Source organism: Pseudomonas sp. 21615526 (assembly GCF_013386245.1).
GTDB lineage: Bacteria > Pseudomonadota > Gammaproteobacteria > Pseudomonadales > Pseudomonadaceae > Aquipseudomonas.
Genome location: NZ_JACAOM010000008.1, coordinates 60,270 through 81,956, shown reverse-complemented (window position 1 = coordinate 81,956; position 21,687 = coordinate 60,270). Strand labels below are relative to the sequence as shown.

Sequence of the window (21,687 nt, the reverse complement as noted above, 5' to 3'; positions counted from 1 at the left end):
TTGATGAAATCACCTGCACCCCATGGCGCTCTCGTCGCCCTGTCACTGTCCATGTTGCTGGCGTCCTTGGGCACCAGCATCGCCAACGTCGGCCTGCCGAGCCTGGTGCAGGCGTTTGATGCATCGTTCCAGGCGGCGCAGTGGGTGGTGCTCGCCTACTTGCTGGCGATTACTGCGGTGATCGTCAGCGTCGGGCGCCTGGGCGACCTGATGGGCCGCAGCCGCCTGCTCTTGGCCGGGTTGTTGCTTTTCACCGTTGCCTCGGCCCTGTGCGGCATGGCTCCGTCCCTCGGACTGTTGATTGCGGCCCGCGCCCTGCAAGGCCTGGGCGCGGCGATCATGATGGCGATGACCATGGCGCTGGTGGGCGGCACCGTGACCAAGAAACGCACCGGCCGCGCCATGGGATTGCTGGGCACGATGTCGGCCATGGGTACCGCGCTGGGGCCAAGCCTTGGCGGGATGTTGATCGCGGGGTTTGGCTGGCGCGCGCTGTTTTTCATCACCGTGCCGCTGGGTTTGCTGACATTTGCCCTCGCCCGGCGCTATCTGCGCGTCGACCGCCATGGGCTACTGCCCGCGCAATCCGGGTTCAGTTTCTTGTCGACTTTACGGGATTCAACGCTAAGCGCTGGCCTGGCCATGAGCGCGCTGGTATCGGCGGTGATGATGGCGACCTTGGTGGTCGGGCCCTTCTACCTGACCCACGGTGCAGGCCTCGACCCTGCCTGGATGGGCCTGACAATGGCAGTCGGGCCCTGCGTTTCGGCATTGACGGGCATCCCTGCGGGACGTTTGACCGACCGTTTCGGCTGCGGCCCGATGACCATCGCCGGGCTGCTGGCGATGCTGGCGGGCTGCCTGCTGCTCTCCCTGGCGCCGCTGAACCTTGGGGTCGCCGGGTATATCGCTCCGCTGATCATCCTCACCCTCGGCTACGCCCAGTTTCAGGCCGCCAACAACACCGCCGTGATGAGCGACGTACTGGCAGACCGCCGTGGCGTGATCGCCGGCTTGCTTAATCTGTCGCGCAATCTGGGCCTGATCGCCGGGGCTTCGGCCTTGGGCGCAGTGTTTTCGCAGGTTTCAGGTGACCTCGCCACGGCCACTCCCGGCGATGTGGGAAGTGGGATGCAAGCCACGTTCGGTGTGGCGTTGGCACTGATTGGTGCAGGTCTTTTCCTGGCCCTACGCGCCCGGTTCCGCGTAACACCTGTCTTGACAAGGTAAAATCGTAACGACTATTGTCTGACAACCTGATTACCAAGGTTTTCCCATGCTTGAGCTCCAGCGCCCTGATTCGCTCGTTATGCGCGTTGTCAGCGCCATTCGTGCAGAAATCGATTCCGGCCAACTGGCGCCCGAAGCGCGCCTGCCCACCGAACAGCAACTGGCTGAACAACTCAATGTCAGCCGTTCGGTGGTGCGCGAAGCGATTGCCCAGCTCAAGGCCGATGGCGTACTGACTGCGCGGCGTGGCCTGGGCTCATTTATCTCGCAAACCCCGGCCGGCACCGTGTTCCGCTTCCCGGAAAAAAACGGTCGCCGCCCGGACCTGGCGCAAATGTTCGAAGTGCGCCTGTGGATCGAAACCCAGGCCGCCTCGATTGCCGCCCAACGCCGCGACGCCGCCGACCTGCAGCGCATGAAGACCGCCCTGCAGGAAATGCACGACAAGCGCGCCGACTTCGACGCCGCCGCCCTGGCCGATGTGGAATTCCATCGCGCCATCGCCGAGGCCAGCAAGAACGACTATTTCGTGGCCTTCCATGACTTCCTCAGAAGCCAACTGGCCAGCGCCCGCAAGACCGCCTGGGAAAACTCCGCCACCCGCTTTGTCAGCGGCTCGGCCGATGCCACCCAGGAACACACCGCGCTCTACCAGGCCATCGTCGACGGTGATGCCCAAGGTGCTGCCGCCTGTGCCGAGGCTCACTTGCGCGCCGCAGCAAGGCGCCTGCATCTGGAACTGCCCGCTATCAATTGACCGATCCGAACCCGTTTAAAGCGTGCCGATGGCGCGCTGTTTTTTTAACAAACCATTAGTCTGACAACCTGATAAGCAGACTGAAATGCGTAGGTACCCAAAACAATGATTTACGACTTTTGCATCATCGGCGGCGGCATCGTCGGTTTGGCCACCGCGATGGAGTTGCTCAAGCGCCAGCCCACCGCCTCGCTGGTGATCCTGGAGAAGGAAAGCCTGCTGGCCAAGCACCAGACCGGCCATAACAGCGGCGTGATCCATGCCGGCATCTACTACGCGCCGGGCAGCCTCAAGGCCGACTTGTGCAAACGCGGCGCCGAAGCCACGAAGCAGTTCTGCACCGAGCACGGGATCAAGTTCGAGGTGTGCGGCAAGTTGCTGGTGGCCTCGACTGATCTGGAAGTACAACGGATGGAAGCGCTGTACGCCCGCTCGCAGCTCAACGGCATGAAAGTCGAACGCCTGGACGCCGACCAGTTGCGCCAGCGCGAACCGAACATCGTCGGGCTGGGCGGGCTGTTTCTCGACGCCACCGGCATTGTCGATTACCGCGAAGTCTGCGAAACCATGGCCCGGGTGATTCGTCGCGCCGGCGGGGAAATCTGCCTGGAACGCACCGTCACTGCGATCGTCGAGGACACCGACAAAGTCACCGTCAGCACCCGGGGCGAAAGTTGGCAGGCCAGGCATCTGGTGGTGTGTGCAGGTTTGCAATCGGACCGCCTGGCCGTGATGGCCGGCGTCAAGATCGACCACCAGATCATCCCGTTCCGTGGCGAATACTTCCGCTTGCCGGAATCGAAGAACACCATCGTCAACCACCTGATCTACCCGATTCCCGACCCGGAGCTGCCCTTCCTCGGCGTGCACCTGACCCGCATGATCGACGGCAGCGTCACCGTTGGCCCGAATGCCGTACTCGGCCTGGGTCGCGAGAACTACCGCAAATTCTCGGTGAACTGGCGCGACGTGGCGCAGTACGCGAGCTTCCCGGGCTTCTGGAAAACCATCTGGCAGAACCTCGGTTCGGGCAGCGTCGAGATGAAGAACTCGCTGTTCAAGTCCGGCTACCTGGAGCAGTGCCGCAAGTACTGCCCATCGCTCAACATCGAAGACCTGCTGCCTTATGAAGCCGGCATCCGCGCCCAGGCCGTGATGCGCGACGGCACCCTGGTGCACGACTTCCTGTTCGCCCAGACCCCGCGAATGCTCCACGTGTGCAATGCACCCTCACCCGCTGCCACCTCCGCGATTCCCATCGGCTCGATGATCGCCGACCGCATGTTCAAGCCCCACTGACGCACCGCACCACGCCTCACTTTGACAATAAATATAATGACTCATAAGGAAGTACAGAATGACGGCTACAGCCCGCACCCCGGACGTTGAAACCCCCGAGCAAACCAGGAAACGCCTGCGCAAAGTCGCGGCCGCGACGATCTTCGGTTCGATGCTGGAGTGGTATGATTTTTACCTGTACGCCACCATGGCGGCGATTGTGTTCTCGAAGATTTTCTTCGATAACAGCGACCCGAAAGCCGCTACGCTGATGGCGTTTTCCACCTTTGCCATCGGCTTCATCGCGCGCCCGTTCGGCGGCATTCTGTTTGGCTACCTGGGCGACAAGTTCGGGCGTAAACAAGTGCTGGTGCTGACCTTCTGCATGATGGGCGTGTGCACCACGTTGATCGGGCTGATCCCCAGCTACGCCTCCATCGGCATCTGGGCGCCGATCGTGCTGGTGTTTATCCGCATCATCCAGGGCCTGGGGGCCGGTGCCGAACTGTCCGGCGCGGCGGTTACCTCCTACGAGCACGCCTCAGAAGGCAAGCGCGGCAGCCAGGGTGCGTGGCCGGCGCTCGGGCTGAACCTGGGCTTGCTGCTGTCTTCGCTGACCGTGTACCTGCTGACCATCAACGGCAATGAATTCCTGCTGGCCGGCGGCTGGCGGATTCCGTTCATTTGCAGCATCGCGCTGGTGGGTGTGGGCCTGTGGGTGCGCAACAGCATCCCGGAAACCCCGGAATTCAAGGAACTGAGCAAGGAAACCGCAAAGGCCAAGGCGTCGCCGCTCAAGGCGCTGTTCAAGAACGACCTCAAGGGCCTGGCCGTGGTGTTCTTCGTGGCGATTGGCTACAACGCGTTGAGCTACATCTTCAAGACCTTTTCCCTGGCTTACCTCACCCAGTTCAAGGGTGTCGATGTGCACGTCACGTCGCTGTCGGTGACCATTGCCAGCCTGATCGCCATCGTCGCCGTGCCATGCTTCGGCTGGTTGTGCGACAAGTGGAGCAGCAAGACCGTGCTGATGCTCGGCGGCCTGCTGTCGCTGCTGTTTGCCTACCCGTTCCTTGCGCTGCTCAATACCGGTGAAAGCCTGATGATCTACGTCGCCATTGGCGTGGGCACCGGCATCCTCGCGCCGATGATGTTTGCGCCGCAGGGTTCGTTCCTGAGCCGCCAGTTCCCGACCCAGACCCGCTCCTCGGGCTTTGGCACCGGGCGGGAAATCGGCACCGCGATCGCAGGTGGCCTGGCGCCATTAGGGGCGTTGTCGATGGTGGCGGCGTCGGCCACTCACTCCACTGATGGCGTTGTGATAATCCTCGCGATCTCGTCCCTGCTGGTGGTGGTGTTCGCCTTGTGCGATCAGGGCCGTAAACACTCGGCATTCAAGAACTGAGGCAAAAAGTTCGGACCAACGGGTGCATGGATGCCCCTTCATCGCGCATCATGGGCACTTTCAAGCTCAAGGGAAACGTCCATGCGCGTTCTGTCATTGATGATGGGTCTTACGACGCTGGCCGCCAGTCTGGTGTTTACCGCCCAGGCGCAGGCGGGTGAAGAAAGCCTGTTGGTCGACTCGATCAATCAATACCGCAGCCAGGTCCAGCGCTGCGGCAACCAGGGTTCCCAGGAATTGCCACCGCTGGCCAGCGACACGCGGCTGGTGTTGCCGGTCAACAGTGTCGGCGACTTGCAGCAGGCGCTGGCGAGGGCGGCGTACCCGATGGTCAACGTCCAGGCCATCAGCCTGTCCGGGCCCAGGAACGCCGAAGCCGCGATGAAAGCCGTGCGCGAAAGTTTTTGCCGGGTGGTGCTCGACCCGCAGTTCATTGATATCGGCGTGAGCAACAGCGGCCAGGACTGGCGCATCGTGCTGGCCCGCCCGCTGCTGACCAGCGGCCTGGGCGAGACCCAGACCGAAGGCAAGAAGGTGCTCGACCTGATCAACACCGCCCGCCAGCAACCACGCCAATGTGGCGCCCAGGCCTTTGCCGCCACCACACCCCTGAGCTGGAACGAAGCACTCGCCAACGCCGCCGCCGGCCACGCGCGCAACATGGCCAACGGCAACTTCTTCGATCACCTGGACCACGATGGCCGCACCCCGGGTGACCGGGCTGAACTGGCAGGCTACATCGGCCAGCAGATCGGCGAGAACATCGCCGCCGGCATGGACACCCCACGCAAGGTGGTCGACGGCTGGCTGGCCAGCCCCGGGCACTGTGCCAACCTGATGAACCCGCAGTTCCGCGAAATGGGCGCCGCCTACGCCATGGACCCGAAAAGTGATGCCGGCATCTACTGGACCGGTTTGTTTGGCGTGCAGCAGCAATAACGGTTTGTATCCCAACGTATCTTCCCGGCGAGGCGACACACTGCGAGGTGCAGGGCCCCGGCGATGACACATTGCGGATACGCCGGCGCGGTTTCCTGTGCACACCGGCCCACCCCGGGCCACTTGCGAGGAAACCGTCATGTCCCAGAACAGCACCGTGCTCTACACCGGCAAAACCCACACCACCGGCGGGCGTGAAGGCGCGTCCCACAGCGATGACCTGCACCTGGACATCAAGCTGTCGCCGCCCGGCTCCAAGGCGCCCGGCACCAACCCCGAGCAACTGTTTGGTGCCGGCTGGTCCGCCTGCTTTATCGGCGCAATGGGCAAAGCCGCACAAACCCTTCACATCCGCCTGCCCGCCGACACGGCAGTGAGTGCCGAAGTGGACCTGGTGAACAGCCCGGAAGATGGCTATTACCTACAGGCGCGCCTGCGGGTCAGCCTGCCGGGTATCGAACACTCGGCGGCGCAGGCACTGGTGGACCGTGCCCACCAGACGTGCCCGTATTCCAAGGCCACCCGCGGCAATATCGCGGTAACGATTACGGTGGCCTGAAGGGAGCTCAGCGAAGCATTATCCGGCCGAGACACTAAAGTGCCATCTAGTGGATAATCCCGCTGAACTGGCTGAGTCCCGGGATGTCTGTAGCTTGGCATCCCTACCTCAGCGAACCGTGGCAAGAAGGCGTTCACCGAATGACAAACTGGCTGCAAGGCGGCGGCGAAATGGCCGAACGGGTCCGGCATCACAACTGGGCCAATACGCCATTGGGGCCTTTGGAACACTGGCCGGACGTACTGAAGACCACCGTCGCCCTGTGCCTTGCCTCCAGTTTCCCCCAGGCGATCGTCTGGGGGCCTGCGCTGATCACGCTTTACAACGACGGGTTTATCCCGATTCTCGGCGACAAGCCTGATGCCCTCGGGCGGCCATTCAACGAGATCTGGCAGGAGGCCTGGCCCGAGATCAGTCCGATCGCGGATGCCGCCTTCGCAGGTGAAGCCACCTTTATCGAAAACTTCCCGCTGACGATCGAACGCGGCGGCGCGCCGGAGCAGGCGTACTTCACCTTCTGCTACAGCCCGATCCGCGACGTACAGGGCAAGGTGGTCGGCATGCTCGACACCGTGACCGAAACCACCGCCACCGTGGTTTTGTCCCAGCGCCTGGCCGAGCTGAATGCAAGCCTGGAGCAGCGCGTCACCGAAAGGACCACCCTGCTGACCCAGACCGAAGCCGCCTTGCGTCAATCGCAAAAGCTCGAAGCCATCGGCCAGTTGACCGGTGGCGTGGCCCACGACTTCAACAACCTGCTGACCATCATTCGCTCATCCGTCGACTTCCTGCGGATGCCGAGCCTGTCCGAAGAGCGTCGCCAGCGCTACATGAGCGCGGTCACCGACACGGTGGACCGGGCCGGCAAATTGACCAGCCAGTTGCTCGCATTTGCCCGGCGCCAGCCGCTGAACCCGGAAGTGTTCGATGCAGGCCTGCGGGTGAAAAACATCGGCGAGATGCTCGAGACGGTGACTGGCGCGCGGATTCATGTGCACGTCGAACTGCCCGGGCAGCCGTGCTACATCCGCGCCGACTCCAGCCAGTTTGAAACCGCCCTGATCAACATCGCCCTCAACGCCCGGGACTCGATGAACGGCCAGGGTAGCCTGACCCTGCGACTGGACGCCGATCAAGCACTGCCGAGCATCCGTGGTGACGCCGGTTCACGCCAGGCGTTCATCGCCATTTCACTCACCGACACCGGCAGCGGGATTCCCGGGGAGACGTTCGAGCGCATCTTCGAACCCTTCTTCACCACCAAGGAAGTCGGCAAGGGCACCGGCCTGGGACTGTCCCAGGTGTTCGGCTTCGCCAAGCAATCGGGCGGCAACGTCGATGTGGCCAGCCAGGTCGGCCAGGGCACGGTGTTTACCCTGTACTTGCCGCAAGTGGTACCTGAAGAGAGCTTCCAACGAGACACCCCGGACACCTGCGGGCTGATCACCGAATGCGCCCAGCGCCATATCCTGGTGGTGGAAGACAACCTGGAAGTGGGCCGCTTTGCCAATCAGATCCTCCAGGACCTCGGCTACCAGACCACCTGGGCAACCAATGCCGAACAGGCGCTGGAACTGGCCGGCGCAGACGCGTTGGGGTTCGATGCAGTGTTTTCCGATGTGGTGATGCCCGGCATCACCGGGGTGGCCCTGGCCAGGGAACTGCGACGCCGCCGGCCCGGCCTGCCGGTGGTACTGACCTCGGGCTACAGCGAGGAGCTGGCGGAAAGCGGCTATGAAGGCCTGGTGTTCCTGCCCAAGCCCTACTCGGCCGACCAGGTCTCACAGGTGCTGGCCAAGGCGCTGCTCAAGGGCTGAGGCCTATTCCGCGACGGCCACCTGGTTACGCCCGAGGGCCTTGGCGCGGTACAGCGCCTTGTCTGCGGTGTTCATCAGGCCGTGCAGGTCCTGGTCCACCGCGCGGGCCCAGGCCACGCCGAGGCTGGCGGTCAACCCCTGGACCGGCTCGCTGGTCAGCCCGGCGATGGCCTTGATCAACTGCTCGGCGATGTCCCGCCCGGTCTCCAGCGACGTATCCGGCAGCAGCACCGCAAACTCCTCGCCCCCCAGCCGCCCATACACATCGGCCTGGCGAAACGACGCGCTGATCACCCCGCCGATCTGACGCAGCACCTGGTCCCCGGCCTGGTGCCCGTAGGTGTCATTGATGTCCTTGAAGTGGTCCATGTCCATCATCAGCGCGCACAACGGCTGCTGGTTATGCCGGCACTGTTCGTAGAGCAACTGCGCGTGCTCGAAAAACGCCCGGCGGTTCATCAGGCCGGTGAGTTCGTCGGTTTGCGCGGCGCGGGCGGAGATGTTGTGGGCTCGTTCCATTTGCCGGGTCAGGCGAAAGGCTTTTTCCAGGGCATCCGACAGCTTGCGCGTGGCGCCACCGACAAACGAAGAGAACACCAGCACCGCCAGGGCCATGCCGACTTGCATCGACGACGGTTGAAACAGCAGCCACAGGGTGCACGGCAGCAGTACCAGGCCCATGGAGACCAGGGTCATGTAGCGATAGGCCGAATAACACGAGACTGCGCTGACCGACATGCCCACGGTGAACAACATCACCAGGGCCTGGGACAGGCGGTCGTCGGTGGGCATCAGGGCGAATGCGCCGATGCCCCAGACCCCGGCCGACAACATCAGCGTTACCCAGTAGCGCCGCTCCCAGCGCGCGGGGGTGCGTTCACTGTTGGGGCAGCGAAACCAGTCCATGAACATCCACACCCGCAGCAACGACGTCCCCGCCAATACCACCAGCCAGACCAGCATTACCCGGTGATCAAAACGTTCCCAGCACAGCCAGCACAGCATGGCGGCCGCCATATAACTGCCGAACACTGCAGAGAATGACTGGCGAAACAGCTGGTGCAATCGATCTGTTCGTACCTGCTCCTCGATGAAGCAATCCTGGTCCTGCCCACGCCCAAGGCCATTCATTTGGTCCGCCTGATCTTACTGCCGCGACAAAGTGTCATTGTGGCATCCTGCCAGTAGCCCTAACAACTGAATCAAGCGTGCTAGAGCGCCGAAAGCAGGATAAATATAGGTGAACACCTTCTCGCTCGCTCCAAGGATCAGAGTCCACCCATGAATACCCACCCGATTACCACCGAACGCCTGATTCTCAGGCCCGCAGCGGCCGACGATGTGGCCAGTGTATTTGCCATTTATGGCGATCCCGAGACCAACCGCTACAACCCGGCGGGCCCCTTGACGGACCAGGGCCAAGCCGAGGCCGCCCTGGCTCGCTGGCTGCTGCACTGGGCAGAACATGGTTTTGGCCAATGGGCGATTGCCACACAAGAGGCGCCGGACTGCGTGATCGGCTTTGGTGGCATCACCTTGTACCCCTACAACGACGTTGAGCGGATCAACCTGGGCTACCGCTTTGCGGTCAGCGCCTGGGGCCAGGGCTTTGCAACCGAGCTTGCCAGGGCGGCGTTGCAGTTTGCGTTTGTCGAGCTGGACCAGCCGCAGGTGTACGGCGTGGTGCGTCCGGCGCATACAGCGTCGATCAAGGTGCTGGAGAAAATCGGCATGCAGTACATCGATGAGCTGGACGATGTACCCGGTCAGGCGCCGAGCCTGGTGTATGTGGCCCGGCGGGCCCTCTGACCTTTGTATCGCAGTGTGTCCAAACACCGCTGCGATACAAAACCTTTAACCCAACCGCTTTCTCGAAACAGACGGGATACACAACTACGTTCAACTGTGAGCCAGGCACACCACCCGCCGCCGGAGACTCACCATGCACACACAGTTGAACACCCCACCCCGCCGCCTGATGGGCGCGTCGCTGCTGGCCTTTGCGCTGTTGCAGTTCGGTGCCCTCGGCGTCGCCAGTGCACAGGACGCGCAAGCACCTGCGGCTGCCAGCGCAACTGCCCACAGCGCGCTCGGCCCGTTGAAGCATGTGAAAGCCGGCTTGCTGGATGTGGCCTACGCCGAAGTCGGCCCGGCCGATGGCCCGGTGGTGATCCTGCTGCATGGCTGGCCCTACGACATTGACAGCTACTCCGAGGTAGCGCCGCTGCTGGCCGCCCAGGGCTACCGGGTGCTGGTGCCTTACGCCCGCGGCTATGGCGATACCCATTTCCTGTCGGCAAAAACCCTGCGCAACGGCCAGCCGGCCGCCCTCGCCGTCGACCTGATCGACTTCATGGACGCGCTGAAGATCAAGCAGGCCGTGCTCGGCGGCTATGACTGGGGTGCGCGCACCGCCGACATTGTCTCGGCGTTGTGGCCTGAGCGGGTCAAGGCGCTGGTATCGGTCAGCGGCTACCTGATCGGCAACCAGGCCGCGGGCAAGAACCCATTGCCGCCCAAGGCCGAGTTGCAATGGTGGTACCAGTTCTACTTCGCCACCGATCGCGGCGCCGCCGGCTATGCGAAAAACACCCACGACTTTGCCAAGTTGATCTGGCAGATCGCCTCGCCAAAATGGGCATTCGACGACGCCACCTTCGACCGCAGCGCCAAAGGCCTGGACAACCCCGACCACGTCGCCGTATCGATCTTCAACTACCGCTGGCGCCTGGGGCTGGTGCAGGGAGAGAAAAAATACGCTGCGCTGGAGCAGAAACTCGCCACCGCCTCGTCCATCAACGTGCCCACCATCACCATGGAAGGCGACGCCAACGGCGCGCCGCACCCGGCCGCAGAGGACTATGCCAAACGCTTTACCGGCAAGTACGAATACCGCCTGATCAGCGGCGGCATCGGCCACAACCTGCCACAGGAAGCACCGCAAGCCTTTGCCAAGGCAGTGATCGATGCGGACCACCTGTGATGAAGCGCCTGCATCTTGCTGCACTCGTCGCTGCAACAGCTGCCGTGGTGGCCACCGCTACCGGGTTCGCCTTTGGCGGCCCGGCTACCAGCGAGCCTTCGCCGATCTACGGCGTGACCATTCCCGACGGCTACCGCCAATGGGAGCTGATCGCGCCGGCACAGGAAGCCGACCCGCTGAATGAACTGCGAGTGGTGCTGGGCAATAAAGTGGCGCTCAAGGCGTACCGCGACGGCACGCTGCCCTTCCCCGACGGCACCGTGCTGGCGAAACTGGCCTGGAAGCACGTGCAATCGCCCGAGTTCAAGACCGCGTCGATTCCCGGCGCGGCGACCACCGTGCAGTTCATGGTCAAGGACTCGAAGAAATACGCAGCGACCGGAGGCTGGGGTTTTGGACGGTTCATCAATGGCAAGCCGGTGGACCAGGCGCAGCATGAGACGTGCTTTGCCTGCCATCAGGCGCTGGTGAAGAACCACGATTATGTGTTCACCCGGCTGGCGCCTTAGCGCAATAGCCCTTTTCAACAACAAACGCCGTGGCAACCGGGCATCCCGTAGCAGCTGCCTCGCTTGGGCTCGACAGCTGCTACGTTGAGTGGGGTTTTATCAGGCCGGAACGCCCAGGATGATATGGGACGCCTTGATCACCGCCGTGGCGCTCACGCCCGGCTTCAACCCCAGCTCGGCCACCGCGTCGCGGGTCACGATGGAAAACACCTTCGAACCACCCGCCAACTCGATCACCACTTCCGCATTCACCGCGCCGTCATTCACGCTCAGCACCTTGCCTTCCAGGCAGTTGCGGGCCGACAGGCGGATGTCGCTGGATTCGGTCATCAACATCACCCACGGCGCCTTGATCAGCGCGACCGCTTCCTTGCCTACGGCAATGCCCAGGTTGCGGATGCTTTCCAGGGTCACCACCGCCACCAACTGCTCGCCACCGGGCAGGGTCAACACCACTTCGGCATTGACCGCGCCGTGCTGGACCTGGCTGACCTGGCCTTTGAATACGTTGCGTGCACTGACTTTCATGGGAACGGTCCTTTTCTTGACTTATAGGTTAGGAATTGCCGCGCATGATTAAACGTTGCGTTGTGTAAAAACAACTATAGCGCCCTGCCCTGCCTGGAACCCCACGCCAATAAAGAAGGCCGCCCAATGGGCGGCCTTCATCTGGAGCAGTTACCGACGACTGATTAAAACAGCGCGTAGGTGTAGTTGAAGATCAGGCGAGTCTGATCCTGGTCGGCGGTGCCGGTGTTATGGCCGTGGTAGCTGCCGGTACGGAACGTAGTACCGAAGCCTTTCAGCGGGCCTTCCTGCACGACGTAATCAAGACGGAAATCGGTTTCGCGTTCCGACTGATCGCTGCCACCGGCAACCTTGGCCTTGATGTCGCTGCCGTTCAGGTAGGCAATCGAGGCTTTCAGGCCCGGCACCAGGGTTCTGAAGTCATACAGGTACTGACCGAAATTGACCTGCTCGCCCGCACGGGAGAACTGGCCAACCACGGCGTCGGTGAACAGGTAGAAGTCGGAACCGGCCGCGCCCTGGGCGGTTGGATCGGCGATGCTGCCCTGGTTGACCCAGACGAAGCCACCGTCATCACTCACGCCGATATGGCCGAGCATCAACTGGCTGCCGCCCAACTGATAGGTGAAGGCAGCACTGTAGGTTTTGTTGTCGACTTCACCGGCGTGCTTGGCATAGCCGCCGTTGTTGTTGAACGCATAGCCGGCCGAACCGTTTTTGCCGTCGCTGGTGCTGTCGAAATAACGCAGGTCGGTCTTGAACGACTGGTCATTGCCCAATGGCAATACGTGGACCAGGCCAAAATAGTTCTGTTTGTAGAAGTCTTCCAGGTTGGCGTAGTAGTACTGCAACGTCAGGTTTTTAGCGATGACGTTGTCAGAAGAACCAAACGGCTGGTAGTCGACACCACCGAAACGGAAGCTGTCGCTGTCGCGAGTGGCACCGGCCACGCTCAAGCCCGTGGAGTTGCTCGATGCACGACCTTCAGCCTTGTTCAGCTCGCCGCCGGTGAAGGTGACGTTGGGAATGTCCTTGGAGGTCAGGATGCCGCCGTCAAAGGTCTGCGGCGCGGCACGGCTGTCGTTGGACACCAGGATCGGCAGGATCGGGGCCAGGCCACCGCCCACGTGCAATTCAGTCTGGGAAATACGGAATTTAACGTTGCCGGCTGCGCGACCGAAGCTGTCAGCAGGCTCGGTGCCGTTGTTCTTCACCGGGAAGAAGCTGTTGCCGTTACCCGACAGGCCATTGCCCGCTGCGTGGCCATCGCCACCGTCCAGACGCAACGCGCCGAAAGCCATCACGTCGAAACCTACACCGACGGTGCCCTGGGTGTAACCGGATTTATAGTCGAAACGCAGTACTTGAGCCGCTTCCCGCAGGTCGTTCGCCGTGCCGGAGTGAACGTCGGCGTTGTAGTACATGGTGCGCGAACTGATCGAAGAATGACTGTCTTCGAGGAAGCCGCTATGGCCGTCACCCGTGCCGAGTGAGCCAAGACCAAAGCCGTCTGCGCTGGCGTGTTGTGCAAGGACAGCCGCCGTGATGGCCAACGCTAATGTAGAGAGTTTCATTTACTGCGCCCCTGTGAACATTATTTTTTTACTGTCCTTCGAGCGAATACCGTTGCGGCCCTGCAAACGCTGCGGATTGTGGCATGGGGTCTATGGCGCAGATTGTGAAATTTTTGTCATGTACCGATGAAAAAACCGTCATGAAAAGGCCGTACAAGCCGGCCTTTTTCGAGGGTTGAATGGCCTGCGGTTGTACGACAACCGCTACTGCGCCGTGCGTTGATCAGGCTGGAGTCGGTGGCGAAAATGCGAGAAATGGTAGGCAACCGCCAGCCACATAAACCATGCAGGCATCACGCACAGGGCCAGGCGGGTATCTGGGCGAAGTGCCAGTAGGCAAAGTACGAACGCCATGAAGCCAAGTGAAACCCACGCCAACGGTACGCCTCCGGGCATTTTGTAGAGGGATTTTTCATGTAGCTCCGGGCACTTTTTCCGATAGGCGATGTAGGACGCCAGGATGGTCGACCAGGTAAAGATCACCAGGATCGCCGAAACAGTGGAGACGATGGTAAAGGCCGTCATCACTTCCGGGACTATAAACAGCAGCAACAAGCCCAGCAGCATCAGGAAGGTGGTAAACGCCAGGCTGGTAAACGGCACGCTGTTTTTCGACAGTCGTCGGAATATCCCGGGTGCGTCTCCCAGGTCCGCCAGGCCGAACAACATGCGACTCGCCGAAAATACCCCGCTGTTGGCCGAAGAAGCCGCTGAGGTCAGTACCACGAAATTCACAATCCCGGCGGCGGCGGGAAAGCCGGCCACCAGGAAGAGCTCGACAAAGGGGCTCTTGCTGGGCGACACCTGCTCCCAGGATGTCACCGCAATGATGCAGGCCAAGGCCAGCACGTAGAACAGGATGATCCGCAGCGGAATCGAGTTGATTGCCTTGGGCAGCGTCTTCTCCGGCGAACGGGTTTCGGCCGCCGCCGTGCCGATCAACTCGGTGCCGGCAAACGAGAAGATCGCCATCTGGAACCCGGCAAAGAAGCCGAACACGCCATTGGGAAACGCCGCCTGTTTATCCAGCAAATGATTCAGGGAAGCCGTGACGCCGGTGGGCGACACAAACGAGCTGGCAATCAACACCACGCTCACACTGATCAGGGTCACCACGGCGATGATCTTGATGATCGCAAACCAGAACTCCACCTCGCCGAACAGCCGCACCGTCAGCACATTCAAGGCAAACAGGGTCAGCAGCATTGCAATCGCCGGTATCCAGGCCGGCACGTGCGGGAACCAGTACTGGAAAAAGCCCCCGACCACCACCGCATCCCCCACCACCGCCACGCTCCAGCTCAGCCAGTACGACCAGCCGAGAAAAAACGCCGCACGCGGCCCCAGGTATGCACCTGCAAAGTCGGCGAAGCTCTTGAAGTTCAGGTTGGACAGCAGCAGCTCACCCATGGCGCGCATCACGAAATACACAAACAGCCCGATGATCATGTAGATCAGGATGATCGAGGTGCCGGACAGCGCGATGATCTTGCCCGAGCCCATGAACAGGCCGGTGCCGATCGCACCGCCCATGGCCATCAGTTGGATATGGCGGTTGTTGAGGGTGCGTTGCAAAGCGGGCTTTTCAATCAGCCCGGGCACGGTTGTTTTCATCACAAAACCTCTTGTTATGTTTTTGAGTTTTGGCAGAAAAAAGTCAGGCGTTGTTTATTGTTGGAATGGCATCGGGATCAGGCGTGTTTGTTCTCGAAACCGTGCAGCACGTTGACCGCGTTGATGCCGATTTCATCGACCATGTAGCCGCCTTCCATCACAAACAGCGTGGGCACGCCGACACTGGCGATGATCTCGCCGATGCCGAGGAAGTCGCGGCTCTCCAGCAGGAAATGGCTGATGGGGTCGTCCTTGAAGGTGTCGACGCCGAGGGAAATCACCAGCACTTGCGGCGAGAACTTTCTGAGTTGATTGCAGGCGTCGAGCAACGCTTCTTTGTAGGTGCTCCACCCGGTGTTTTTCGCCAGCGGGTAGTTCAGGTTGAACCCCTCGCCCGCCCCGGCACCGCGCTCGGCACTGAAGCCCGAATAGTAGGGATACGACACGGACGGATCGCCATGCAGCGAGACGAACATCACGTCGCTGCGGTCGTAGAAAATGTTCTGCGTGCCGTTGCCGTGATGGAAATCCACGTCCAGCACCGCGACCCGTTTGGCGCCTTGGGTGATCGCCTGTTGCGCGGCAATGGCTGCGTTATTCAGGTAGCAATAACCGCCCATGTATTCCCGCGCCGCATGGTGGCCCGGTGGCCGGCACAGGGCGAAGGCGCTGTTGTGGCCTTCATCAATCAACGCAAGGCCGGTGAGCGCGATATCGGCGCTGGTCTTCACCGCTTCCCAGGTGGTGCTGGTGATCGGTGAACCGGCATCCATCGCGAAAAACCCGAGCTTGCCGTCGATGAATTCCGGCACCTGCTCATTGGCCAGGTCCCGCACCGGCCACACCAGCGGCAAGGCGTCATGGGCACGGCCAATCGCCGTCCATTCGGCCCAGGCGGTTTCCAGGAAGGACACGTAGCGTTCGCTGTGGGCATTGACGTAACAGGCCCGGTCGAACGTGCGCGGCACGATGATATCGCCCAGCCCAACGTGCTTGACCCGATCACGCACCGTGTCGGCGCGGCTGGGTTGTTCGAAGGACGGCTTGAGCACGCCATCCTTGAGTTCGGTGCCATGGTGCAAACGATGAGAATCACTAAAAACAGTCAACATGAAAGGCATCCACCCGTGAAAGACAGGTGATTATTTTGTTCTGGCTGTGGTGGGCTTTCTTTGCTTTTATGTGCGCCGATGCTAGTGTAATCGGGCATTTTTACCCCGATGAGCCGCCATTAAGAAAAATAAAACCAAACAGGTCGCACTTGACGACACCGATCTCGCCATCCTCGCATTGCTGCAGGAAGACGCGAGTATCTCCAACGCCGAACTCAGCGAGCGCCTGTCCCTTAGCCTCACGCCGTGCTGGCGACGGCGTAAGCGGCTGGAAGAAGAAGGCGTGATCAAGGATTACCAGGCCAACCTCGATCGCAAGATGCTGGGCCTGGAAATCATGGCGTTTGTGCACGTGAGGTTTGCGGTGCATTCCGACCATACGCCGGAGGACTTCGAGGCCGTGATCAAGGAACTGCCGCAGGTGCAGTCCTGCCACAAGATTACCGGGGATGCGGATTATCTGCTGCAGGTACTGGCGGAGGATCTGGATGCGTACAGCGATTTTGTGGAGAGCGTGTTGCGGCGGCAGTTGGGGATTGCGTCGATTCAGTCGAGTTTGGCGTTGCGCGAGGTGAAAGCGACAAGTCGGGTGGCGATTCCGGGTCGGGTGGGGAAGTGATCCAATGCAAATACTATTGTGGCGAGGGAGCTTGCTCCCGTTGGACTGCGTAGCAGTCCTGTCGTTGGAGGCGCTTCGCACCCCAGCGGGAGCAAGCTCCCTCGCCACGGGTTAGTGGTTTTCTGACAGCGCAGTGGCGTTTGGCGGATTGCCGGGGCTGCTGCGCAGCCCAGCGGGAGCAAGCTCCCTCGCCACAGGCTGTGTGTTGTCCGAAGACATCTGACGGCTAGCGCAGTGACTGCTGCAGAAACTCACTGATCAAGCTGAGGACCTGCTGCTGGATCTGCGGCTTGGGACGAGCACCCTTGGCATCCAGGCAAATGAAGCCTTCGCCGGGGTCGCTCTGTTCAATCCGCTCCACCGCGCCCGGCTTGCAGATGGGCAGGAAGCTGAAGTGCGTGGCGTCGCTGATTTCCACGTAGCGCGAAGTCTTCTGCGGCAGGCGCTTGGCCAAGTCGGCCGACTCGAGTGCGGCGGGCAATTCCGGCGATGGCGTGCCCGCCGCAATCACCAACGTTGGGCGGTTCAGCGCCGCGAGGCTGGCATCGCTGAAGCCGCGGGCGAATCCCAGGTCCAGGGAAACAATGGCCGCCACGCGCGGGTCGCTCAAGTCGCCGGCCAGTCGCTGCCTCGCCTGCTCGGTACGACCAACCTCAAGTTGTTCGTAGGCCTTGCAAGGGGCAATTTCCGGATGCAACTTGCAGTCCTCGGTAAAGCGCTGCGGATCAAAGCGGGCACCGCCGACTTCGAGTGCGGTCCAGCCACCGAGGGAGTGGCCGACGACGGCGATCTTGCGTTGGGCCACCGCGCCGAAGCGTTTCGGCTGGGCAATCACGGCATCAATCACCCGATGGATATCGAGGGGCCGTTTCCACAGCTCGGAAGCGGCCGGCTGTGTGCGGTCCTTGCTGGTGGTGCCGGGGTGGTTGGGCGAGGCGACGATATAACCCTGCCCGGCCAACGCACTGGCGAGCCAGGACTGGTTGATCCAGTTGCCGAAGATGCCGTGGGAGATCACCACCAACGGATGCTCGCCGGCAGCCGGTGCGGCGTCCTTCAAGGCCGGCGCGCCGACAAACACCGGATTGTCGGCGATCAGTTGTGGCGTGCCGGTGGCATCGGTCGCGTACCACACCGCCACCTGCAACGGTCTGCCGTGTTCAGCGTCGGGAATCACAATTTCCTGGAACCCGGTCCTCATCTCACTGGCCTGAGCCAGCCCGGTGACAACCATCAACAACAGCGCAGCACACAGCGTTTTCATCCTTGAGTTCCCTAAGTGGCTAAGCGCCATATTCTGGCATGGCCGTCATGGGAAAGCAGGTGGGAAATCAATGCGCGTATAAATCATCAGGCTATGGCAACTATCCGAATGGTACGACTACCATGTAGTCACACTCCTTTCAGATAGCCCCCAATGATCAAAGCCAGCCTGCGTAGTCACCTGACCCTCTGGTTTGCCGGTTTGTCGCTGCTCACCCTGGTGAGCGTAGGGTTCTACGTTGGGCACATCGCTACCGAGCAACTGAAACTGGCCAGTGGCAATGCCTTGTTGAGCACTGCCCGCTCCACCGCCGCGCTATTGGCGGTGCAGCTGCGTGAACGCCAGCTCGAAGTGTCGCTGCTCAGCCGCGCACCGCTGTTCAGACGGGGCAACCTGGACGATCCGGACATACTGACCTCCATGGAACAACGCACCCAGTCCCGCGCCGAGTACGCGTGGATGGGCGTCGCCGACACCGACGGGCGTGTGCGCCAGGCGGTGAATGGGCTGCTGGTCGACCAATCCGTAACGGCACGGCCCTGGTTCCAGGCCGGTTTGCAGGGCAACTACACCGGCGATCCCCACGAGGCGGTACTGCTTGCCAAGCTGCTGCCGGGCTCCAACGGTGAGCCCTGGCGCTTCATCGACTTTGCCGCACCGATTCGCAATGCCGGGGGCCAGGTGATCGGCGTACTGGGGGCTCACGCCCATTGGACGTGGGTGACACAAATTGTCGAAGCGGCCAAAGGCAATACGCCGGACATCGAGGCGCTGATCATCGACAACGACGGCAAGGTGCTCTACCCGGAACAACTGGCCGGCCAGCAACTGCCCCAGGACCGCCTGGCCAATGACACCGGCTGGTCGGTCGACAACGGCTACGTGACCAGCGCCGTGGCGGTGCCCAGCCCGTCGAATTCCAGCCTGACCTGGTACATCGTGATGCGCCAGCCGCTGGAAATCGCCCTGCACCCTGCCCGCGTATTGCTCTACAAACTGCTGCTGCTGGGCGTCATTGCCGCGGTGATTTTCGGCTTCGTGGCGTATTACCTGGCGTCGTACCTCAGCCGGCCCATCGAAGAACTCGCGCGTTCAGCCAAGCAGGTCCAAAACCAACAGCCTGGCGCGTATTTCCCTCAAGACCATTTCGTACTGGAAATCGCCCAGCTCGGGCGCTCCATCAAGGGCATGACCCAATCGCTGCTTGGCAAAGAGCGCGAACTGCAGGACACCAATGCGTCCCTGGAAGCCACCGTCGCCCAGCGTACTGCCGCCCTCACCCAGGCCAATGCCGAGCTGTTGAACCTGGCCAGCCATGACGCCCTGACCGGCGTCTACAACCGTCGGCGCTTCGATGAAAAACTGGCGGAGTACAGCCTGCTGTTCCAGCGCAGCGGGCGCGCGTTTGCCTTGCTGCTGATCGACGTTGATCATTTCAAGCGGATCAACGATACCCATGGGCATGCCGTCGGGGACGATGTACTGCGCCAGCTCGCGCAGTTGATTCAGGACGCCACCCGCGCCACTGACTTCGTCGCCCGTTACGGCGGTGAAGAGTTTGCGGTGCTGTTGCCGGAAATCGAAGCGCCGGACAGCCCGGATGTGGTGGCCGAGAAGATTCGCGCGGCAATTGCCGGAGCGTATTTCGAGACCGCTGGGCAGGTCACGGTGAGTATTGGCGTCGGGCTCGTTGAAGCGTCGGACAGCGACACCACAGTGCTGATCAAGCGTGCGGATCAGCAGTTGTATCGGGCCAAGTCGTCGGGGCGCAATCGCGTGGCGTGACGGTGTAATGCGTCATGAGCCTTTCCAGAAAGCCACAACGCTCTTGATTAAATATCGACAGCCGCGCGCCCATGACCGTAATCTGCCCCACGAACGATGAACACAACGTATGCAGGTCATCAATGGCTGAGGTGCTGGACCGTTTCGACCAATGGCTGGCTCGGTGCGGCAAGCGTTAGGTTCATCTGGACTCGGGAGATGACGATTTCCAGGGCTTTATCATCGATGCTGAACAGGTCGCGGCAACCATCGAGCTGGCGTGTTTCGCCGGTATCAACGCCAGTCTTGAGAGTTTCTGATTTCAGGTAAATATCCATGTCCATCACCGACAACCTGCTCGCCTTCACCTTCGCCGCCACGTTGCTCACGTTGACGCCCGGACTGGACACGGCCCTGGTATTGCGCACTGCAACGGTGGAGGGCAAGCAACAAGCCTTGCGCGCCACCCTGGGCATCAATGCCGGCTGCCTGCTGTGGGGTGCAGCGGTGGCCTTTGGGCTGGGCGCGTTGATTGCCGTGTCCGAGGTGGCCTTTAACGTCTTGAAGTACTGCGGCGCGGCTTACCTGGCGTGGCTGGGCTTGAACATGCTGTTGCGCCCGCGCAGTTCGCTGGCGTCCGTCGAGGCCGATGGAAAACCCGGTGCCAACTGGTTCCTGAAAGGCATGATGGGCAACGTGCTCAACCCCAAGATCGGGATTTTCTACGTGTCTTTCCTGCCGCAGTTCATTCCCCAGGGGCATCCGCTGGTGGCGTGGACGTTCGGGCTGGTGAGCATCCACGTGGTGATCAGCCTGGCCTGGGCACTGATACTGATCGGTGCCACGCAGCCATTGGCCGGTGTGCTGCGGCGTGAAAAGGTGATCAAGTGGATGGACCGCACCACCGGCATGATATTCGTGCTGTTCGCGGCCCGGCTGGCCTTCAGCAAGCGCTGAAGTCAGCGCCGGTCCCGATGCCGTACCAGGCCTTCCAGGGTAAACCGCGCCTGCATCAGCACCACATCCCGCACCAGTTCCATTTCCTTCTGGCTCACTTCGGTCCAGTTCAAGGCGGAGAGCAGCTTGGGTTTCTGCACCCGAAACGCCAGGCCCTGGGTGAACAGCGCCATCGAGTGGATCACCGTGCGCTCGTCGTCAACGGCAAGGCCGGCAACGCGCGCGATCAGCAGGCGGATCACGTTGGCGATGCGCGCCTTGAAGCGTTCCTCGAACGCCATGGTCGCGCTTTCAGGGCAGAGCCCGGCTTGATGGCGATCAAGAAACGCTCGCCACGCGGTGGTCTGGGGACTGTCCTGGATCGTTGAAACCACCGCGCCGAGAATGCCCAGTGAGGCGTCGATCAACCTCTGATCGTCGACCCCGGGATCGGCCAGCGCACCTTCTGCGGCTTCAACGGTAGGCGCCATCTTCTGCCACAACAGCGCGATCAAGTGCTCGACGCATTCCAGGTACACGCCTTCCTTGCCATCGAAGTAGTACTGGATCGCGGGCGCATTGACGCCGGCAGCATTCGCGATGTCTCGCGTGGACGCGCCGTCGTAGCCACGCTCGCCAAATACCTCGACAGCCGCCTCGATAATGCGTGCGCGGGTTTCTTCACCCCGCTGATAACCCCCTTCGGCGGCCGGTTTGTGTCGTGCCATGTGCCACTCCATTTTTTTAACGTAACCAAAATATACCAGTTGACAAAAATTCGCGAAAAAACGAATTTATT

Annotated in this window: 21 protein-coding genes; 13 read left to right on the top strand and 8 right to left on the bottom strand. The window is 61.5% G+C overall.

Going from position 1 to position 21,687, the window contains the following annotated elements:
* Positions 1 to 3 precede the first annotated feature (3 nt).
* The 7 genes from HX786_RS03640 (at position 4) to HX786_RS03610 (ending at position 7,985) form a co-directional block, all read left to right on the top strand.
* On the top strand, positions 4 to 1,230 hold the full coding sequence (locus tag HX786_RS03640) for an MFS transporter (protein WP_178911737.1): 1,227 nt from the start codon (positions 4 to 6) through the stop codon (positions 1,228 to 1,230).
* A 46-nt stretch (positions 1,231 to 1,276) separates the two neighbouring features.
* The gene (locus HX786_RS03635; RefSeq protein ID WP_008436372.1) at positions 1,277 to 1,987 is read left to right on the top strand and encodes a FadR/GntR family transcriptional regulator; all 711 of its coding nucleotides are present in this window, start codon (positions 1,277 to 1,279) and stop codon (positions 1,985 to 1,987) included.
* Between the two features lie 105 nt (positions 1,988 to 2,092).
* Positions 2,093 to 3,286, top strand: a complete 1,194-nt coding sequence (gene lhgO / locus HX786_RS03630; protein ID WP_177050575.1) for an L-2-hydroxyglutarate oxidase — start codon at positions 2,093 to 2,095, stop codon at positions 3,284 to 3,286.
* A 58-nt stretch (positions 3,287 to 3,344) separates the two neighbouring features.
* Positions 3,345 to 4,670: an MFS transporter gene (locus tag HX786_RS03625; RefSeq protein ID WP_008436370.1), complete on the top strand. Its 1,326-nt coding sequence runs from the start codon at positions 3,345 to 3,347 to the stop codon at positions 4,668 to 4,670.
* Between the two features lie 81 nt (positions 4,671 to 4,751).
* Complete coding sequence (locus HX786_RS03620; protein ID WP_003215212.1) at positions 4,752 to 5,609, top strand: CAP domain-containing protein; 858 nt, start codon at positions 4,752 to 4,754, stop codon at positions 5,607 to 5,609.
* A gap of 139 nt (positions 5,610 to 5,748) precedes the next feature.
* Positions 5,749 to 6,168 (top strand): organic hydroperoxide resistance protein, encoded by a 420-nt coding sequence (locus HX786_RS03615; protein WP_177042206.1) that lies wholly within the window; start codon positions 5,749 to 5,751, stop codon positions 6,166 to 6,168.
* 140 nt (positions 6,169 to 6,308) lie between these two features.
* On the top strand, positions 6,309 to 7,985 hold the full coding sequence (locus HX786_RS03610; protein WP_178911736.1) for an ATP-binding protein: 1,677 nt from the start codon (positions 6,309 to 6,311) through the stop codon (positions 7,983 to 7,985).
* A 3-nt stretch (positions 7,986 to 7,988) separates the two neighbouring features.
* On the opposite strand, the gene HX786_RS03605 is transcribed toward HX786_RS03610, so the two are convergent.
* On the bottom strand, positions 7,989 to 9,116 hold the full coding sequence (locus HX786_RS03605) for a sensor domain-containing diguanylate cyclase (protein ID WP_032899500.1): 1,128 nt from the start codon (positions 9,114 to 9,116) through the stop codon (positions 7,989 to 7,991).
* Positions 9,117 to 9,266: 150 nt separating this feature from the next.
* On the opposite strand from HX786_RS03605, the gene HX786_RS03600 reads away from it, so the two are divergent.
* From HX786_RS03600 to HX786_RS03590, 3 genes are all read left to right on the top strand, one after another.
* On the top strand, positions 9,267 to 9,794 hold the full coding sequence (locus HX786_RS03600) for a GNAT family N-acetyltransferase (protein WP_177042201.1): 528 nt from the start codon (positions 9,267 to 9,269) through the stop codon (positions 9,792 to 9,794).
* A 133-nt stretch (positions 9,795 to 9,927) separates the two neighbouring features.
* Complete coding sequence (locus tag HX786_RS03595; RefSeq protein ID WP_178911735.1) at positions 9,928 to 10,968, top strand: alpha/beta fold hydrolase; 1,041 nt, start codon at positions 9,928 to 9,930, stop codon at positions 10,966 to 10,968.
* Complete coding sequence (locus tag HX786_RS03590) at positions 10,968 to 11,477, top strand: cytochrome P460 family protein (protein ID WP_003215197.1); 510 nt, start codon at positions 10,968 to 10,970, stop codon at positions 11,475 to 11,477. The genes HX786_RS03595 and HX786_RS03590 overlap by 1 nt, the downstream gene beginning before the upstream one ends.
* 99 nt (positions 11,478 to 11,576) lie before the next feature.
* Here HX786_RS03590 and HX786_RS03585 read toward each other — a convergent pair whose 3' ends face one another.
* The 4 genes from HX786_RS03585 to HX786_RS03570 all read right to left on the bottom strand — a co-directional run bounded on the left by HX786_RS03585 (position 11,577) and on the right by HX786_RS03570 (position 16,305).
* Positions 11,577 to 12,005, bottom strand: a complete 429-nt coding sequence (locus HX786_RS03585) for a molybdopterin-binding protein (RefSeq protein WP_178911734.1) — start codon at positions 12,003 to 12,005, stop codon at positions 11,577 to 11,579.
* A 164-nt stretch (positions 12,006 to 12,169) separates the two neighbouring features.
* On the bottom strand, positions 12,170 to 13,579 hold the full coding sequence (locus HX786_RS03580) for an OprD family outer membrane porin (protein WP_023658889.1): 1,410 nt from the start codon (positions 13,577 to 13,579) through the stop codon (positions 12,170 to 12,172).
* Positions 13,580 to 13,783: 204 nt separating this feature from the next.
* Positions 13,784 to 15,193, bottom strand: coding sequence for an amino acid permease (locus HX786_RS03575; protein ID WP_178911733.1), 1,410 nt, complete (start codon positions 15,191 to 15,193; stop codon positions 13,784 to 13,786).
* A 77-nt stretch (positions 15,194 to 15,270) separates the two neighbouring features.
* The gene (locus tag HX786_RS03570) at positions 15,271 to 16,305 is read right to left on the bottom strand and encodes a histone deacetylase family protein (RefSeq protein ID WP_178911732.1); all 1,035 of its coding nucleotides are present in this window, start codon (positions 16,303 to 16,305) and stop codon (positions 15,271 to 15,273) included.
* A 118-nt stretch (positions 16,306 to 16,423) separates the two neighbouring features.
* Between HX786_RS03570 and HX786_RS03565 the strand changes: the two genes are divergently transcribed.
* Entirely contained in the window at positions 16,424 to 16,924 is a 501-nt protein-coding gene (locus tag HX786_RS03565) for an Lrp/AsnC family transcriptional regulator (RefSeq protein ID WP_010169686.1), read from the top strand.
* A gap of 226 nt (positions 16,925 to 17,150) precedes the next feature.
* Here HX786_RS03565 and HX786_RS03560 read toward each other — a convergent pair whose 3' ends face one another.
* Positions 17,151 to 18,188, bottom strand: a complete 1,038-nt coding sequence (locus HX786_RS03560) for an alpha/beta fold hydrolase (protein ID WP_178911731.1) — start codon at positions 18,186 to 18,188, stop codon at positions 17,151 to 17,153.
* 153 nt (positions 18,189 to 18,341) lie between these two features.
* Between HX786_RS03560 and HX786_RS03555 the strand changes: the two genes are divergently transcribed.
* A complete protein-coding gene (locus HX786_RS03555) occupies positions 18,342 to 19,973 on the top strand; it encodes a sensor domain-containing diguanylate cyclase (RefSeq protein WP_003215172.1) in 1,632 nt (543 codons plus the stop codon).
* Positions 19,974 to 20,092: 119 nt separating this feature from the next.
* Here the strand turns inward: HX786_RS03555 and HX786_RS03550 are convergent, their stop codons facing one another.
* Positions 20,093 to 20,290 (bottom strand): hypothetical protein, encoded by a 198-nt coding sequence (locus HX786_RS03550; RefSeq protein ID WP_177009444.1) that lies wholly within the window; start codon positions 20,288 to 20,290, stop codon positions 20,093 to 20,095.
* On the opposite strand from HX786_RS03550, the gene HX786_RS03545 reads away from it, so the two are divergent.
* The gene (locus HX786_RS03545; protein WP_178911730.1) at positions 20,289 to 20,909 is read left to right on the top strand and encodes a LysE family translocator; all 621 of its coding nucleotides are present in this window, start codon (positions 20,289 to 20,291) and stop codon (positions 20,907 to 20,909) included. The two genes, HX786_RS03550 and HX786_RS03545, sit on opposite strands and share 2 nt — an antisense overlap.
* Positions 20,910 to 20,911: 2 nt before the next feature.
* Here HX786_RS03545 and HX786_RS03540 read toward each other — a convergent pair whose 3' ends face one another.
* Positions 20,912 to 21,616 carry a CerR family C-terminal domain-containing protein gene (locus tag HX786_RS03540; protein ID WP_003215166.1) on the bottom strand — a complete coding sequence of 235 codons (705 nt, stop codon included), beginning with the start codon at positions 21,614 to 21,616 and terminating at the stop codon, positions 20,912 to 20,914.
* Positions 21,617 to 21,687: the final 71 nt, after the last annotated feature.